This window comes from Kordiimonas gwangyangensis DSM 19435 = JCM 12864 (assembly GCF_000375545.1).
GTDB lineage: Bacteria > Pseudomonadota > Alphaproteobacteria > Sphingomonadales > Kordiimonadaceae > Kordiimonas > Kordiimonas gwangyangensis.
Genome location: NZ_AQXF01000001.1, coordinates 597413 through 613856 on the forward strand (window position 1 = coordinate 597413; position 16444 = coordinate 613856).

The following is a 16444-nucleotide window of genomic DNA, read 5'->3' on the forward strand; positions in this document are numbered from 1 at the left end:
CCTGTCTGGGGGAGCCTTATGCTTTATCTGATTGCCCTTCTGATACCGCCGCTTGCCTTGCTGCTGTGCGGCAAGCCATTTCAGGCCATTCTGTCTGCGATACTCTGGATTATTGCATGGCTCACAGCGGTCGTTTTTGGTGCCGGCTTCATCATGTGGGTCATCCTCGCGGTATGGGCCATCATGGTTGTGCGCGACCGCAACACCCGCAAATTCATCGAAGAAGCACGCCGCTAGACCATCCTCAGCCTTGAGGAGAAGCGGCAGCTATGCAACACTCCATAAAGTGAATTACTTTCATTTTATGGAGTGTGTATGCCTTTGCGCGCCCTGAACACCGCGGACGATGACCTGATCGGCAGTATCATTGCCGCCGGTTTTGCCGATGACCCGGTTAATCTCTGGACCTTCCGCGGCACGGGGGCGATGCGCCCGGCTTTTACCGCAATGGCAAAACACCTCTACCTCAAGCGCGGCTTTGGCCATGTGATGGCGGACGGCACGGCGGGGTCACTGTGGCTACCGCCCGGCGCGCCCAAAGCATATGGCATAGGCAACCTTACCCTTGGCTGGCATATCCTGAAGCATGGCGGCGCCCGGGCCCTCAATAACTCGCTCGTGATTGATGGCTTCATGGCACGGAACCGCAAACCGTTACCGCCGCACTACTACCTGTTTGCCATTGCGGCGTTGCCCACACATCAGGGCAAGGGGCTTGGCGGTCAGGTAATGCGCGCCGCGTTGGAACGCATTGACGCCGAGAGAATGCCCGCTTACCTCGAAAACTCGAAACACGAAAACCTTGGCTTTTACCGCCATCACGGGTTTGAAGTGATGGAGGAGGCGACACCCGCAAAGGGCTGCCCGCCGCTATGGCTGATGTGGCGACCGGCGCGCGCATAACACACTCCTGTCTTGCAAAAATCGCGATTATGAAAGATTTTTGACCCGGGCTATCTTGATGGGGGATCGGATGCAGGGGTTAAGGACCGCCGCGATTGTTTTTGAGCCGGACGGTTATGTCCTGGCGGGTGACAAGATCATGGGCCGCCAGGCGGCGGGGAACAGTTTCCTGCGCGCGGCCATTGAGCATGCCGGCGAGCATCCTCTTTGGTGCTACACGCCCCGGCAAAAATCAGCGGCGGTATTTGCTGAAATCACACGGTCGATAGACCCAACGGTCAAAACCGAATGGTGCCCGGCTCATCAGGTTCACCGGCTTTCTGAACCCGGCACATTGTACCTGCCCGGCCCAAACCTCGGCACCTTTGCCGGCCAGCGGCTAAGGGCAGGCATAGGCGCGTACAGCTTGTGCGGCGTCACCCATACCATCTCAACCCACAGCGCGATGGACGCGATCACTGGCATCATAAGCGCGCCGGTCATGCCGTGGGATGCGCTGATCTGCACCTCAAACGCTGTACGCAGTTCGGTGCAAACCCTGATGCATGAGCAGCAGGAACTGCTGAGCTGGCGCATGGGCACAGCAGTCAACCCACCCTTGCCACAACTGCCAGTGATCCCACTTGCTATACAGTGCGACGATTTCTCATTCTCTCAGGCGCAAAAAATCAAGGCCCGACAAGCCCTTGGCATTGACGAGGACACCGTCGCCTTCCTGTTTGTCGGCCGCCTGTCCTATCATGCAAAAGCACATCCCCACGCAATGATGCTGGCCCTTGAAAAAGTAGCGCAGCAAACCGGCAAACCCATCGCAATCTTGCAGTGCGGCTGGTTCGCGAACCCAACACTCGAACAAGACTTCCGCGACGTTGCTGCCAAAGTTTGCCCTTCCGTCAAATGCCTGTTCACGGACGGGCGCAACCGCAACACGCGGGACGCAAGCTGGGCGGCGGCTGACGTATTTATCTCTCTCTCCGACAATTTTCAGGAAACCTTTGGAATCACACCGCTTGAAGCAATGGCTGCGGGCCTGCCTGTCATTGTAAGTGACTGGGACGGATACAAGGACACCGTGCCCGATGGTGTAACAGGCTTCCGTATCCCGACATGGACGATCGCAAGTGACGACGCGCACAAATTTGGTGCCCGCTACGAGGCGGAGATCGACAGCTATGACCGCTACTCCGGCTACACCTGCCTGACAGTATCGGTCGATCACGGAGCGCTTGAAGCACGCATCACGGAACTGGCGACAAGCGCCGAACTAAGAAAAAAACTTGGCGAGGCGGGACGCACTCATGCCCGCGAACACTATGACTGGACAGTGGTATACCCGCAGTATCAGGCACTTTGGGCCGAGCTTGGCGCGCGGCGTCAGGCATCAGAACACAGCAACATCTCCGGTCCAGCCGTGATGGAGGCGCCCGCCCGCATGAACCCTTACAGGGCTTTTGCGTCTTACCCCAGCCACACCATAGGCCCCGAGACAAAAGTCACCTTGCGGGAGGCTGACCCGGTCGCGGCATACACCGCGGCGATGGCACTTGCGGTCTATAATTACGGCGCCTCAATGCTCGTAACCCCTCAGGGCGCGCAGCGTGTCTTTACTATTCTCACCGAACAGCCCGGCATAAGTGTGGGCGACCTTACAACTGCACTTGGTGCCGGCATCGACGGCGTCAGCTATGTGCTTTCCGTCTTCGCCAAAATGGGGCTGGTCACGCTTGCAGCGAAATAAGCGCCTGTTCAGACGCCGTAAGCTGGTGTTCGACACAGTTGTCATCATCCGCGATGCGGTCAATCACCAGAAAATCGCTTTCTCCTTCGAGCGCAAGACTGAAATGGTGCCAGGTTCCGGCGTGATAGTTCACACCTTGCCCGGGCCGCGCAAGAAAAGCGCGCATCGACGCCGCATGAAAGGGCCCCTTCGGCGCGACCACCACGAGGTAAGGGTTGGGTGACAAAGGCACAAACGCCTGCGAGGACTTTGGGTGATATTCCATCACTTCTATCTTGATAGGCAGCGGCAGCGGTTTGCTGCGGAAAATGGAAACACCCGCGCGCCCATTATCCGTGCTCAGGTCCAGCGTCGCAAGGTCGTGAAATCGCACCGTGTTCCCGTAGTTGATATCAATCCGGCGCGTGTGCGCGCCGGCCTCGATAACATCGCCAAAGGGTGCGAAGGCTTCAGCTGTCAATTGTTCCACGTGGAGCGTGCGTAGGCTCATCTTTTGGCGCCGTCCTCAATCCATTTGCCAATCAGGGCACGTTCTTCATCGGTCATGCCTGTCTCATTGCCAAGCGGCATGATATCGGATTTAACGGCTTGCTCTAAAATCCGCGGTGCATACTGAACCACGAGCGCCGGATCATCGAGACGAACGCCGCCCGGGGCTTCATCGAAACTCTCATGGCTTGGGCGCGCCGCATGGCATGACGTGCAATGCTTGCCGATGACAGCTTGCACATCAGCAAATGACACATCGCCACTTGCAGGCGCGGGGCGGGCCGCTTTCTCGGCGTCCGCCGCGAACATGGCAATCACCACCAGAAGCGCAATCGCTGCTGCCACAAGTGCCGGGCTCGATTGCCCCTTGTGCCGCAGGTTGAAGAAGTGCCGAACCATCACACCCACAAGCGCAATACCCGCGAGGATGAGCCAGCTATAGGGGTTCGAGAATGTCATCGGATAGTGGTTCGAGATCATCAGGAACAGGACCGGCAGGGTCATATAATTATTGTGCAGGCTTCGCTGCTTGCCGATTTGCCCCAGCCGTGGGTCCGGTGCCTCGCCCGCAGTCAGTGCCGCCACCACCTTTTTCTGGTTGGGGATAATGACCATGAACACGTTGGCCGCCATCGCCGTGCCTGCCATGGCCCCCACGTGAATAAAGGCAGCGCGGTCACTGAAAATATGGGTTAGGGCATAGGCGGCCGCCGTCAACAGCAGAAACCAGATAACCCCCGTCGCCTTGTTGTTGCGGCCAATGGGCGAACGGCATAGCCCGTCATAGACCACCCAGCCACCAAGGATGAACGCAAGGCTGATACCGATGGCCTGCCACGGCGCAAGTTCCATTTTCGACCGATCGATCAGGAATATGTCAGCACCGAGATAATAGATGATCGCGAGCAGGGCAAAACCGCTCATCCAGGTGAAATAGGCTTCCCATTTGAACCAGTGCAGCTTCTCCGGCATTTGTTCAGGCGCGACGGCATATTTCTGCTTGTGGTAAAAGCCACCACCATGGACCGACCATAGCTCGCCTGACATGCCCTTTTTCTTCTCGCGCGGCTCTTCAAGGTGGTTATCGAGCCAGACAAAATAGAAGCTGGAGCCAATCCAGGCGATGCCGGTGATGAAATGCAGCCAGCGGATCACAAGATTCAGCCAAGGTGTAATATCAAGTTCCATTCAGCCCCCTCCGGCTCATGCACCGCCTAGTGGTGTCAAATATGCTGCAACAGTTGCGCCGCCACCCCTGCGGCAATCACTTCAGGCTCTTTGCCGTCAATGCCAGTAACCCCGATGGGGCATGTCAGAGCCTCTAACCCGGTCTCAGTGACCACCCGCTCCCGCAGCAGCTTGTTTTCAAACCGCGCGCGTTTGGTTTTGGAGCCGATAAGCCCGCAATAGCGCGCGTCACCACGTGCCAGCACGGCCTTCACCAGCTCATAATCAAGCGGGTGGCTGTGCGTGAAAATCAGATAGAGCGCTCCCGCTGGCGCCGCATTCACCGCAGCGACGGGGTCCTGCAGGCCGTGAGTGTTGACGTGCCCACATTCCACAGGCGGGAACTCATCCACGCGCTCATCAAACCAGTGCAGGTCAAAGGGCAGCGGTGCAACCGCGCGGTATACCGCCCGTCCCACATGACCCGCACCAAACATATATAGCGCGTGGCGATTGGGAATTTCACCCTGCGCCAGATAAGCCGCCTCAGGCATCTTCTCAAGCGTCAGCACTACGGTGCCGCCACAGCATTGGTCCAGTAGCGGGCCGAGTGCATAGGTCTGTGTCACACTGGTCTGGGTGTCGCTCGCCAGCAGTTTTCGCGCCTGCTCGGTCGCCTGGAACTCCAGCTTGCCGCCGCCGATGGTGCCCTGCTGCCCCTCAGCCGTGACCCACATGCTTGTGCCTGCGTCGCGCGGCGCGGAGCCCTTGGTCTCTGACACCGTTACACGCACCCCTATGCTGTCATCACCGCTTGTCATCAGCTCGCTGCCGCGTCCCGGCGGGCCCGCACGATGGACTTGAGCACCTCTTCCGGTGTCGCGGGGGCGTTCATCATCACACGCGTTTTATAGTCCGCCGCCGCAGATACCGCATCCGCCAGCGCAAGGAAGACTGAATTGGCAAGCATGAACGGCGGCTCACCCACCGCTTTGGACCGGTGGATCGTCGCTTCCGCATTACGCCCCTTGGCATAAAGCGCGATGTTCATCTCCGCCGGTCGGTCGCTACAGGCGGGGATTTTATAGGTGCTGGGCGCATGTGTGCGCAACCGGCCCTGATTGTCGAACACCAGTTCCTCGGTCGTCAGCCAGCCCATGCCCTGAATGAAACCGCCCTCGATCTGGCCCTTGTCAATCGCTGGATTGAGGGACCTGCCGGTGTCATGAAGGATATCAACCCGGTCGACCTTATATTCGCCAGTGAGAGTATCAATCGTCACCTCAGACACCGCTGCACCGTAACAGAAATAGAGGAACGGCCGACCCTTGTGCTTGCTGCGGTCGTAGTGGATTTTCGGCGTCTTGTAGAAACCGGTCGAGGACAACGACACCCTGCCAAGGTAGGCCTGCTTCGTCAGTTCAGCGAAGGGGATCTCCCGGTTTTCCACATAGACGTGATTGTTGCGGAAGGTGACCCGGTCCTTCGGACAATCGTATTTTTCCGCCGCAAACGCGACCAGCCGTTCCTTGATGCGCCGCGCGGCGTCAAGCGCTGCCATGCCGTTCAGGTCTGAACCTGAAGACGCTGCGGTCGCCGATGTATTTGGCACCTTGGCGGTCGTTGTTGCGGTGATTTTGATGCGGTCCACATCGATCTGGAATTCTTCCGCCACCACCTGCGCGACCTTCACAAAAAGGCCCTGCCCCATCTCTGTCCCGCCGTGATTCAGGTGTACGCTGCCATCTGCATAAACATGCACCAGCGCGCCAGCCTGGTTGAGGTGGGTGGTGGTGAAACTGATGCCGAACTTCACTGGCGTCAGCGCAATACCCTTCTTGAGATAAGGGCTGTTCGCATTGTGCGCCCTGATCAGAGCACGCCGGGCTGCATAGTCAGCATCCGTCGCCAGCGCCTCAATCAGCTCAGGCGCGATATTGTCCTCAACCGTCATGCCAAAGGGTGTGGTGTTGCGCCCGTCCGCGCCATAAAGGTTAGCGCGCCGCACCTCTAAAGGGTCCTTGCCCAGATGGTGCGCGATCTGCTCAATCACATGCTCAATCCCCAGCATGCCTTGCGGGCCACCGAAGCCGCGGAACGCAGTGTTCGACACCGTATGGGTCTTGAGCCGGTGCGAGGTGATCTCAACATCACCAAGGAAATAACAGTTGTCGGTATGGAACATGGCGCGGTCATTGATGGCGGGCGACAGGTCGGTTGAGCGTCCGCAGCGGGAGGCCAGCTCAATCGCTGCACCGGTGATGCGGCCATCGGCGTCAAAACCAATGTCATAGCTATAGCGGAAATCATGCCGCTTGCCGGTCATGACCATATCGTCGTCTCGGTCGAGGCGCAGCTTGGCCGGGCGACCGGTCTTTACTGCCACCAGCGCCGCCATCGCGGCAAACATCGCCGGATGCGTTTCCTTGCCGCCAAACCCACCGCCCATGCGGCGCACTTCAACCGTGACCGCGTTCGTGGGCACACCCAGAACATGCGCGACCAAGTGCTGCACCTCGCTTGGATGCTGGGTTGAGGAGAAGACATGCACATCGCCGTCTTCCTCCGGTGTCGCGAGGGCGATCTGGCCTTCAAGGTAAAAATGGTCCTGCCCGCCAATCTTGAAACTGCCCTGTAGGCGGTGCGCGGCGCTCTCAAGCGCGACTTCCGCATCACCTTGCGCCATGGTTTGCATGGGTTCAATCGCGCTGTCTGCGGCGAGCGCATCTTCAAGCGTGATAAGCGCAGGCAGTTCTTCATAGTCCACGACCGCTTTTTTGGCGGCAGCGCGCGCGGCTTCAATGCTTTTGGCCGCAACGGCAAATATCGGTTGCCCGATATATTCCACCAAACCGTCCGCAAACAGCGGGTCATCACCTGCAAAAGGGCTGACATCATTGTGGCCGGGGATATCCTCAGCGCTGATCACAAGCGCCACATCTTTTGACCGGCGCACGGGCGCGAGGTCCATGGCAGTTACCCGCGCATGCGCCTTCTCCGACATCGCGACATAGATATGCAACAGGTCCTTGGCCTCCGGCATATCGTCGATATAAACCGCCTCGCCCGAGACATGTTTGTGCGCGCTGTCGTGGCGCAGTTCCTTGTGTACCGCACCTTTGATGTCTGAGAGCACGGGGCTGTCGCTTTGACGGTTATCAGGCATGCGCTGCCTCCCGCTCGCCCACAAGGCGGATATCCGCCTCCCCGCTCATTTCGATAAAGGCTTTACGGAGCAGGTTTTGCGCCACGGCCATGCGGTAGTCCGCGCTCGCACGCATGTCGCTGATCGGGCTGAAATCTTCCGCAAGTGCGGCAACCGCCTGCTCAATCCGGTCGGCATCAAAGGCTTCGCCAACAAGCGCCCGCTCGGCTGCGGCAGCGCGCTTTGGTGTTGCCGCCATGCCGCCATAGGCGATGCGCGCCTCTTCAATCTTGCCCTTGTTCACCTCGAACGCGAAACACGCACACACGGCGGAGATATCCTGGTCGAACCGTTTGGAGATTTTATAGGCGCGGTAGTGCAGGTTCTCATTCGGCAGGGGCACCGAAACCCGCGCGACAAATTCGCCCGGTTGCCGGTCCTGTTTGCCGTAGTCGATGAAATAGTCCTCAAGCGGCATGGTGCGTTCAAGCGCACCCATGCGCAAGGTCACGGTCGCACCCGCAGCGATAAGCGCGGGCATGCTGTCGCCGATGGGAGAACCGTTTGCGATATTGCCACCGATGGTACCGCTGTTCCTGATTTGCACCGAACCGATGCGGCGGATCAGCTCTCCCATGTCGGGATAGTGGCGCGCAAGCACCTCCACCGCGTCTGTGTATGAAACACCAGCGCCAATTTCAACCGATCGGTCAGTAATGTCGATATGTTTCATATCTTCCACGTCACCGACATAGATGATTTGCGCGAGTTCCCGGTGCTGTTTGGTGACCCACAGGCCAACATCGGTGCCACCCGCCAGATAGGTCGCGTCCGGGTACGCCAGCGAAATATCAGCAAGGCCCTCCAGATTCACCGGCGCGAAATAAACCTTCTCGTTACCGGTAAGGCGGTCCTTGTGGCTGAGCTTGAGCGTTTCATGCCGTTTGAGCGACTTGAGCGCATCGACCCGTTCCTGCAGCGCGTCTGCATCCACCGGCACGCGCGCTTCGGTCATGCGCAGGCCCGCCTCGACAATGGGGCCGTACCCCGTGCAGCGGCACAGGTTGCCCGCAAGCGCATCATTCAAACGCGCCCGGTCAGGGGTCTCACCTTCCTCATAAAGCGCATAGAGCGACATAACAAAACCCGGCGTGCAAAAGCCGCACTGCGAGCCATGGCTGTCCACAAGTGCTTGCTGCACCGGGTGCAGGCTACCGTCCTTCGCCTTCAGGCTTTCAACCGTGATCAGCTCTTTACCATCAAGCGTAGGCACAAAAAGAATGCAGGCATTCACCGCGCGGTAGCGGAGGCGGTCGCCCACCAGCTCGCCAAGCACGACCGTGCAGGCCCCGCAGTCGCCTTCCGCGCAGCCCTCTTTGGTGCCCGTCCGCGCTAATTGGTAGCGCAGGAAATTCAGCACCGAGAGCGAGGGGTCAACGTCGCGCAGCTCGTGATATTCGCCGTCCAGCAGGAACCTGACCGTGCCTGTCATCTAACTTCCCCGGTAGGTGCTATAGCCATAAGGCGAGATGAGAAGCGGCACATGATAGTGCGCGCCAGCGTCCGCAATGGCGAAACGAATGGGCACAATATCAAGGAAAGCAGGTTCAGTGAGCGCAGTGCCGCGCGCGCGGAAATAATCCCCGGCGTCAAATTCAAGCACATAGATGCCAATCTTGAAGGCGTCGCCTTCGAGAAGCGGGCCATCCACCCGGCCATCCGCATTGGTGCGAGCATCCGCGATCAGCGTCAGCCCACCGTCGACGCCAACGCAAAAAAGGCGAACGGCAATGCCTTCGCCGGGACAGCCGTTTGCGGTGTCCAGCACATGGGTGGTCAAGCGTCCCATATTCGCCCCGTCTCCCTTTCTTGGTTCCTCAATTTAAGACTGACCGATGATTGCCAATTTGTAAAGAATATGATCAACAAAGAAGATATTAAATTGTTGACAATTTATGTGAAGCGGCGACAATTCGGCTGTAACGGATGAATATCCGGGCCAAGCTGCCCCTGCGCCAACAAGAGGGGTACAGCGTCTTGAAGGGAAGCAAGATCGGGTCCGCACACTTTATCCACCGCAACAAACCGGGTTGATTTGATGAAACACGAAGGACCGAAGGCCCAGGCCCTCACGGAGGAAGACATCTGCCAGCGCGTGCGCGACAGTGTGCTCGAACAGCGCCTTGCCCCCGGCACCAAGCTGACGGAAGAATCGCTGTGCGGTGTGTTTGGTGTCGGTCGCACCACCGTGCGCCGCGCGTTCCTGCTGCTGAGCCGGGACAATATTGTCGAACTGCAGCGCAACAAGGGCGCGGTGATTGCTTCCCCCTCACCCGACGAGGCGCGGCAAGTATTTGAAGCCCGCCGCACCGTGGAAGCAGCACTGCTTGCCCGCGCGACCGAGAATGCAAGCGAGGCCGATATTGCTCAGTTGCGCGCCCATTTGGCGAAGGAAAAAGACGCCCTCAGCACGGCGGACATTGCCCGCTGGATCCGGCTGACCGGTGAGTTTCACCTGCACCTGGCCAAAATCGCGGGCAATGACCCCTTGTTCCAGTTCCTTGAGCAACTGGTGTTCCGGAGTTCCCTGATCATCACACTTTATGGCCGCCATGGCCGCGCGGCCCACTCCTGCAAAGGGGATGAACACACGCGCATCGTCGACGCCCTTGAAACGGGTGACAGTACGACAGCGAATAAGGTGATGGCCGAGCATCTATCTGAGATCGAAAGCACCCTCAATTTTGACCGCAGCGCCGCTGGCGGTGACCTGCACCAGATTTTTGGTATGGCGCACGCGAGCTGAGGCAAGGAGGCACGACCGATGACAAGCGACTATGCACGCGACCTTAGGGGCTACGGCGAAGACGTGCCCCATGCCAATTGGCCGGGCGGTGCACGCATCGCGGTTCAGGTGGTACTGAACTACGAGGAAGGCGGCGAAAACTGCATTCTGCATGGCGACAAGGGGGCCGAGACATTCCTGTCAGAGATCGTAAACGCTCCAACAATCAGCGGCGCACGCCACATGAGCATGGAATCCATCTATGAATATGGCAGCCGCGCCGGTGTGTGGCGGCTTCTACGCTTGTTCGAGAAATACGATATCCCGGTCACCATTTTCGCGGTCGCGGAAGCGCTGAAACGCTACCCCGAGATGGCAAAAACCTTCACGGACCGGGGCTATGAAATATGCTCCCACGGCCTCAAATGGATCAATTATCAGGATGTGCCGGAAGACGTGGAACGCGCGCATATCCGCGAGGCGGTGCGCATCATCAAGGACATCACCGGCGAAGCCCCGCTTGGCTGGTACACAGGGCGCACAAGTCCCAACACCCGGCGGCTGGTGCATGAACATGGCGGTTTCCTTTATGACGCGGACGATTATTCAGACGACCTGCCCTTCTGGTCCCGCATGGAGGATGGTCCACACCTCATTGTGCCCTACACGCTTGATGTGAATGACATGCGTTTCGCCTCCGTGCAGGGCTTCAATTCCGGCGACCAGTTTTTCGCCTACCTGCGCGACGCTTTCGACACGCTTTACGAGGAAGGCGCGACCCGCCCCAAGATGATGAGCATTGGCCTGCATTGCCGCCTAATTGGCCGCCCTGGCCGCATTCGCGCGCTGGAGCGCTTCTTCGACTACGCGCGCGGCTTCAAGGATGTGTGGTTCTGCCGGCGCGTCGATATCGCTCGCCACTGGCATGAGCATCATCCCTATGTAGGGGCCAAACCATGATGCTGCAGGACTGCCCAAGCGCGCTTGAACGCGACCGTTTCCTCGCGCTTTACGGCGGCATTTATGAACATTCCCGCTGGGTGGCAGAAGCCGCCTGGGATGGGCGCGATGGCACGTCGCTCGACACTGTCGAAGGCCTGCACCGCGCTATGGCCCATGCGGTTGATGTGGCGGGGGAAGAGAAGCAGGAGCGGCTTATTTGCGCGCACCCTGATCTTGCAGGCAAAGCGGCGATCAAGGGCGAGCTAACCGCCGAATCAAAAGCAGAACAATCCGGCGCGGGGCTTGATGCCTGCACGCCGGATGAGTTCGAAGAATTCCAGCGCCTGAACAAAGCCTACAAAAACAAGTTCGGTTTCCCCTTCATCATCGCGGTGAAGGGCCACAACCGCCATAGCATATTGGCCGCCTTTGAAGCGCGCCTCAATCATGACCGCGAGCGCGAGTTTAAAACCGCGCTTGCCGAGATACATAAAATCGCGCGCTTCAGGCTTGAAGCCCTCGCCGCGCTTTAGAAAGTGCACAAGATGTCCACCGCCGTTCAGACCGATTTCCGCCGCAGCATCAACCTTGCGAACCCCCGCATCGGCGCCAAGGTCACCTTCGCGACTGATGATTTTTTCGCGGACAAATCCCGCCTGATCGACCCCGCTGACGCTGTTTTCATCCCCGGAAAATATGACGATAACGGCAAGTGGATGGACGGCTGGGAAAGCCGCCGCAAACGCGGCACCGGTTATGATCATGCCGTTGTGCGCCTCGGTGCACGCGGCGTGGTACACGGCTTCGACATCGACACCAGCCATTTCACCGGCAACTTTCCGCCTGCCGCCAGCATTGATGCCTGCATCTCGCACGAGGATGTGCCCGGTGACGCTGCGGTCTGGACCACGCTGGTGCCGTCCATGAACCTCAGTGGCAACAGCCACCATTTTGTGCCTTGCGACAGTGGCGAGGCCTGGACCCATATCAGGCTCAATATCTACCCGGATGGCGGCGTGGCGCGCCTCCGCGTGTTTGGTGAGATTTACCGGGACTGGAACGGTTTTGACGCGCGTGAGCGCATCGACCTGCTGGCGATGGAAAATGGCGGGCGCGGTATTATCGCCAACGACGAGCATTTTGGTGTGCTCTCAAACATCACCCTGCCGGGCAAGGGGCTGAACATGGGCGATGGTTGGGAAACCAGGCGCCGGCGTGAGCCGGGGAACGACTGGTCGATCCTGGCGCTTGGCCATGCAGGCACCGTTGATGAAATCCTTGTCGACACCGCCTTTTTCAAAGGTAACTTCCCGAGCCACATTTCCATTCAGGCCGCGCTTGTTACAGGCGGCACGGACGACAGCCTGCCAGTGCAAAGCCAGTTCTGGTCCGAGCTTCTGGACAAACAGCCGCTTTCCGCCGACGCGGAGCACAGCTTCCGCCCGCTCGCAGGCATTGGCCCCATCAGCCACATCCGGGTGAATATTTACCCGGACGGCGGTATCAGCCGCTTGCGGCTGTTTGGACATATCAGCAAATAGCGGGACGATAATTCTGGCACTACGCCCCAATTTGACCCTACTCTTTCGCATAGAGTTCAAGACCGGACCGATGTGGAAACAATGGGGTTACGCATGACACGGATTTTCGCGCTTCTTCTCACCGCCATGCTCTTGATGGCTGCCGCCGACCCTGCCGAAATGGAACTGGGCCCGCGGGAGGAGGAACCGACCTTAGAGAACGCCATTGAGGCCATTGATGTTGGCCGATTCCGCCTCGCAGACCAGATTTTGCAGCAAATCCTGGCTGAGCAGCCGCAAAATCAGGAAGTCTATTATTTTGCCGCATGGGCAGCTTACGGCAGCGGCCAGTATGAACGCGCGAAAGACTTGGTCACGCGTTATAGCAGCTTCCAGTCCATCGGCGTATATGCTGCTGAAGCGGTAAAACTGAAAGTTGCGATTGACGAAGCCATTGCCGCCTTCAAAGCATCAGAACAGTCGGCATTTGATTATGCCCAGCGCCAGCACACAATCTTCGCATATGCCGCCTTTCGTGACGCTTACCCAAAAAGCGCAAGCGTGGAACAGGCCGATTTTCTGAGCTACCGCCGCGCCAAGGAAGTGAACGTTGAGATTTCCTACCAGCGCTATCTGCACTATTGGCCGGACGGCAAATTCAAAGCCGACGCGGAAAAAAGCGCGGACCTCGCAGCCTTCCGGGAAGCACGGCAACAGAATACGGTCGAAAGCTATCAGCTTTATGCCAGCAGCTACCCGCGCGGTGCGTACCTGTTACAGGCCATGCAGCGCGAAGAAACGCTTGCCTACGCTCGGGCATCAACTGATGGGTCTGTGTCAGCGCTGCAAGCCTTCCTTGCGCGGTATCCAAACGGGTCCTTCCGCAACGAGGCTAAAAAATCCCTGACTGCGGCGGAAGCCCGTGCGCCCCTGCGCGCACTGTCAGGCCCCACGGTTATCATTCCCGCGGGCGTCTATGTTTACCGAGTCAGTGCGCCCGGAACCCCGCGCGCCGACACCAGGACCTTTGAGGTCAGCAAGCCCTTCACCGCGATGGCCACCGAAGTCACCTTTGACATGTGGGACCGGTGCGTGGCCGATGCTGCGTGCGCGCAAGATGGCCCGTCAGACCAGGGCTGGGGCCGTGTGCGCCGCCCGCTGATCAATGTCACGCGTCATGACGTGGATACCTTCACCGCGTGGATGAATGAGAAGTGGCAAGCCGCCGGGGGACGCGGCACATGGAGACTGCCGAGCGAAGTGGAATGGGCCTATATGGCGCGCGGCCGCAACAGCCAGATCACAGCGCAAAAAGCCGCGTTCGATAAAGCCTCACAAGTTTGTGCCGACTGTGACGACCGCGCGGGCGCGGACGCCACTTTCCCCGTGGGCCGGGCGGCACCCAACAGCTTTGGGCTCTATGACATGCTGGGCAATGCAGCTGAATGGGTGGACGATTGCTGGGGCCCCGAATTCAGCGCCGCACCGGTGCTGGAGAAGTGTACAAGTGGTGTGGTGCGCGGCACCACCAACATGACCGTGCCCATGCTGCTGGCCATTCAGGCACGGCAGGAAATGGCGTTTGACAGCCGCAACAAGCTTGTCGGTTTCCGGCTGATCCTTGTGGGCGCAAACTAACTGGGAGCGGCTAGCGTGACCGTGCGGGACTGACAGCGCGCACCTGCACCGTCACACTCTGGCCGCCCGCGTCCTTGACCGTCAGGTGGTAAAAACCCTCGCTCTCAAGCGTGTAGCTAATCTGGCGTGACCAACGGTTGCTCATGAGCGGTTTGCCGTCCACGAACCACTGAAGGGGGCGCACGCCGCCATTTGCCTCAAGTGCAAGCGACAGGCTACCGTCTTTTAGTTCAAGCACGCTGCCGTCACGCGGGAAAGCGATATCAAGCCGTTCATGCCCGGCACCCGCCAGCATCAGCCGCTCCGGACGGTCGAAGTATTTCAGTGCGGGCGGCAGGTCGGCGAACGCACGCCGGTCACCGGGCGTACGAGCCCATTCGGCTGCGTCACCTGTCGGCAGCCGGTCAAACACATCAAAGAGTATAGGCGCTGCGGTACCAGCACCAAATTGGCCGGGAAGCGGCGTGCCGTCAGCCCTGCCAACCCAGACAGCCACGGTATAGTCCGCATCGTAGCCAACGGCCCACGCATCGCGGAAGCCGTAGCTGGTGCCGGTCTTATAGGCCACCGGGCGGCTGCGCTTCTGGTAGGCTTCCGGCAAGCGGTCCTCCGGCGGGCGGGCATCAGAAAGCATGTTCCCAATGGTCTGACGTGTACCCGCGGACATGATCTCACCCTTTACCGGAATAACCGCCGGTGCATCCACCAGATACACAAGCGGGCGCAACACACCGTCGCTCGCCAGCGCGCTATAAAGCTCGGTCAGGCTTTCAAGGCTGGTACCGACGCCGCCCAGCGCGACAGCGAGACCTGCGGGTTCGGTGCCCGGCAGCCTCAGCATGGCACCGGCTTCGCGCAGCTCCTCGGTGAAGGCCACAGGGCCAATGCGGTCAAGCACGGCAACTGCGGGCACGTTCAGGGACCGCACCAGCGCCTCACGGATGGAAATTTCACCATAGTGCCGGTCCATGAAATTGCCCGGCGCATAATTACCAAAACTGCGGGGTTCGTCCCGCACATGGGTTTCGGCGTGCACAAGGCCCCGGTCGATCGCCATGCCGTAAATAAACGGCTTGAGGGTTGAACCGGGCGAACGCATAGCGGTGACCATATCCACATAGCCGCGGCGATCCGTGTCGCCAAAATCGGCGGAACCCACATAGGCCAGCACGCGGCGGCTTTCATTATGCACCACAAGGACCGCCGCACTTGCACGCGCATGCACATCGCTTGCACGCACTTTCACCAACCGTTCGAGTTGGCGTTGCAGGCCGTAGTCCAGCGTGGTGTCCATCTGCCCACCCAGCCCGTCCAGCACCAGACGCACCGCAAGGTGCGGTGCCAGCACAGGAATCTCGTGCCGGGCATTCGGCACCGGGGCGGCGAGTGCAAGATCACGAAGGTCAGGCGCGAGGCCAATGTCATCCGCGACACGGTGCAAAACCTTGTTGCGCGCTTCCCGCGCACTTTCCGCACGCCTGTCGGGCCGGAGCCGGGTGGGTGATTGCGGCAAAATAACAAGAAGCGCAGCCTCGTCCGGTGTCAGGCGCGCCGCTTCGTGGCCGAAGTAGGCCTCAGATGCGGCCTTGATACCCTCCAGGTTCCCGCCATAAGGCGCGAGGGTGAGGTAAATCTCCAGAATCTCGCGCTTGGTGAACTGCCGCTCCAGCTGCAGGGCGCGGAACATCTCGATCAATTTGGAAGAAAGTGTGCGCGGACGCGGCTCCAGCAGCCGGGCTGTTTGCATGGTCAGCGTAGACGCGCCAGAGACTATTTCACCATGCCGGACAGCTTGCCAGAGCGCGCGACCAAGCGCGAAGATATCGACCCCCGCATGGTCAAAGAAGCGTTTGTCCTCATAGGCGACCAGCATGTGAATATATAGGGGATCAACCTCTTCAAAGGAAACCTGCCGCCGGATAAGCCCGTCTTCCACGTTGAAAAGCCGCATAAGCCGCCCATCGGCGGCATGCATTTCGTCGCTCGTATTCTCATACCGCGTTAGGTTGGGCGGATAGAGATGGTCGAGGATAAAAAACCCTGCAATCAATGCGAAGAAGAGCCCCGCCACACCGGCGAGGCCCCACTTCCGATATGCCCACAGGGTGGCGAGCATG

Annotated in this window: 15 protein-coding genes; 8 read left to right on the forward strand and 7 right to left on the reverse strand. The window is 59.3% G+C overall.

The window, feature by feature from the left end; genetic code table 11:
* Window positions 1-18: 18 nt before the first annotated feature.
* The 3 genes from B150_RS22075 (at window position 19) to B150_RS19525 (ending at window position 2641) form a co-directional block, all read left to right on the forward strand.
* Window positions 19-237, forward strand: coding sequence for a hypothetical protein (locus B150_RS22075; RefSeq protein ID WP_020398379.1), 219 nt, complete (start codon window positions 19-21; stop codon window positions 235-237).
* Window positions 238-315: 78 nt separating this feature from the next.
* Window positions 316-903, forward strand: coding sequence for a GNAT family N-acetyltransferase (locus B150_RS22080; protein ID WP_020398380.1), 588 nt, complete (start codon window positions 316-318; stop codon window positions 901-903).
* Between the two features lie 70 nt (window positions 904-973).
* Window positions 974-2641 (forward strand): glycosyltransferase family 4 protein, encoded by a 1668-nt coding sequence (locus B150_RS19525; RefSeq protein WP_020398381.1) that lies wholly within the window; start codon window positions 974-976, stop codon window positions 2639-2641.
* Here the strand turns inward: B150_RS19525 and B150_RS0102900 are convergent.
* The 6 genes from B150_RS0102900 to uraH are packed head-to-tail and all read right to left on the reverse strand — an operon-like array spanning window position 2622 to window position 9291.
* On the reverse strand, window positions 2622-3131 hold the full coding sequence (locus B150_RS0102900; protein ID WP_020398382.1) for an ureidoglycolate lyase: 510 nt from the start codon (window positions 3129-3131) through the stop codon (window positions 2622-2624). The two genes, B150_RS19525 and B150_RS0102900, sit on opposite strands and share 20 nt — an antisense overlap.
* Complete coding sequence (locus B150_RS0102905) at window positions 3128-4318, reverse strand: urate hydroxylase PuuD (protein WP_020398383.1); 1191 nt, start codon at window positions 4316-4318, stop codon at window positions 3128-3130. Before B150_RS0102905 ends, B150_RS0102900 begins: the two co-directional genes overlap by 4 nt.
* 35 nt (window positions 4319-4353) lie before the next feature.
* Window positions 4354-5118: a xanthine dehydrogenase accessory protein XdhC gene (xdhC, locus tag B150_RS0102910; protein ID WP_020398384.1), complete on the reverse strand. Its 765-nt coding sequence runs from the start codon at window positions 5116-5118 to the stop codon at window positions 4354-4356.
* Window positions 5118-7463: a xanthine dehydrogenase molybdopterin binding subunit gene (gene xdhB, locus B150_RS0102915; RefSeq protein WP_020398385.1), complete on the reverse strand. Its 2346-nt coding sequence runs from the start codon at window positions 7461-7463 to the stop codon at window positions 5118-5120. The genes xdhC and xdhB overlap by 1 nt, the downstream gene beginning before the upstream one ends.
* Window positions 7456-8934, reverse strand: a complete 1479-nt coding sequence (gene xdhA, locus B150_RS0102920; protein WP_020398386.1) for a xanthine dehydrogenase small subunit — start codon at window positions 8932-8934, stop codon at window positions 7456-7458. The genes xdhB and xdhA overlap by 8 nt, the downstream gene beginning before the upstream one ends.
* Window positions 8935-9291, reverse strand: a complete 357-nt coding sequence (gene uraH / locus B150_RS0102925; protein ID WP_020398387.1) for a hydroxyisourate hydrolase — start codon at window positions 9289-9291, stop codon at window positions 8935-8937.
* 249 nt (window positions 9292-9540) lie between these two features.
* On the opposite strand from uraH, the gene B150_RS0102930 reads away from it, so the two are divergent.
* The 5 genes from B150_RS0102930 (at window position 9541) to B150_RS22085 (ending at window position 14327) form a co-directional block, all read left to right on the forward strand.
* Window positions 9541-10248: a GntR family transcriptional regulator gene (locus B150_RS0102930; protein WP_020398388.1), complete on the forward strand. Its 708-nt coding sequence runs from the start codon at window positions 9541-9543 to the stop codon at window positions 10246-10248.
* A gap of 18 nt (window positions 10249-10266) precedes the next feature.
* Window positions 10267-11187 carry an allantoinase PuuE gene (gene puuE, locus B150_RS0102935; RefSeq protein ID WP_020398389.1) on the forward strand — a complete coding sequence of 307 codons (921 nt, stop codon included), beginning with the start codon at window positions 10267-10269 and terminating at the stop codon, window positions 11185-11187.
* Entirely contained in the window at window positions 11184-11702 is a 519-nt protein-coding gene (gene uraD / locus B150_RS0102940) for a 2-oxo-4-hydroxy-4-carboxy-5-ureidoimidazoline decarboxylase (RefSeq protein ID WP_020398390.1), read from the forward strand. The genes puuE and uraD overlap by 4 nt, the downstream gene beginning before the upstream one ends.
* A gap of 12 nt (window positions 11703-11714) precedes the next feature.
* The gene (gene alc, locus B150_RS0102945; RefSeq protein ID WP_020398391.1) at window positions 11715-12710 is read left to right on the forward strand and encodes an allantoicase; all 996 of its coding nucleotides are present in this window, start codon (window positions 11715-11717) and stop codon (window positions 12708-12710) included.
* A gap of 93 nt (window positions 12711-12803) precedes the next feature.
* Window positions 12804-14327: an SUMF1/EgtB/PvdO family nonheme iron enzyme gene (locus tag B150_RS22085; protein ID WP_020398392.1), complete on the forward strand. Its 1524-nt coding sequence runs from the start codon at window positions 12804-12806 to the stop codon at window positions 14325-14327.
* Between the two features lie 10 nt (window positions 14328-14337).
* On the opposite strand, the gene pbpC is transcribed toward B150_RS22085, so the two are convergent.
* Window positions 14338-16443, reverse strand: a complete 2106-nt coding sequence (gene pbpC, locus B150_RS0102955; protein WP_020398393.1) for a penicillin-binding protein 1C — start codon at window positions 16441-16443, stop codon at window positions 14338-14340.
* Between the last annotated feature and the right edge of the window lies 1 nt (window position 16444).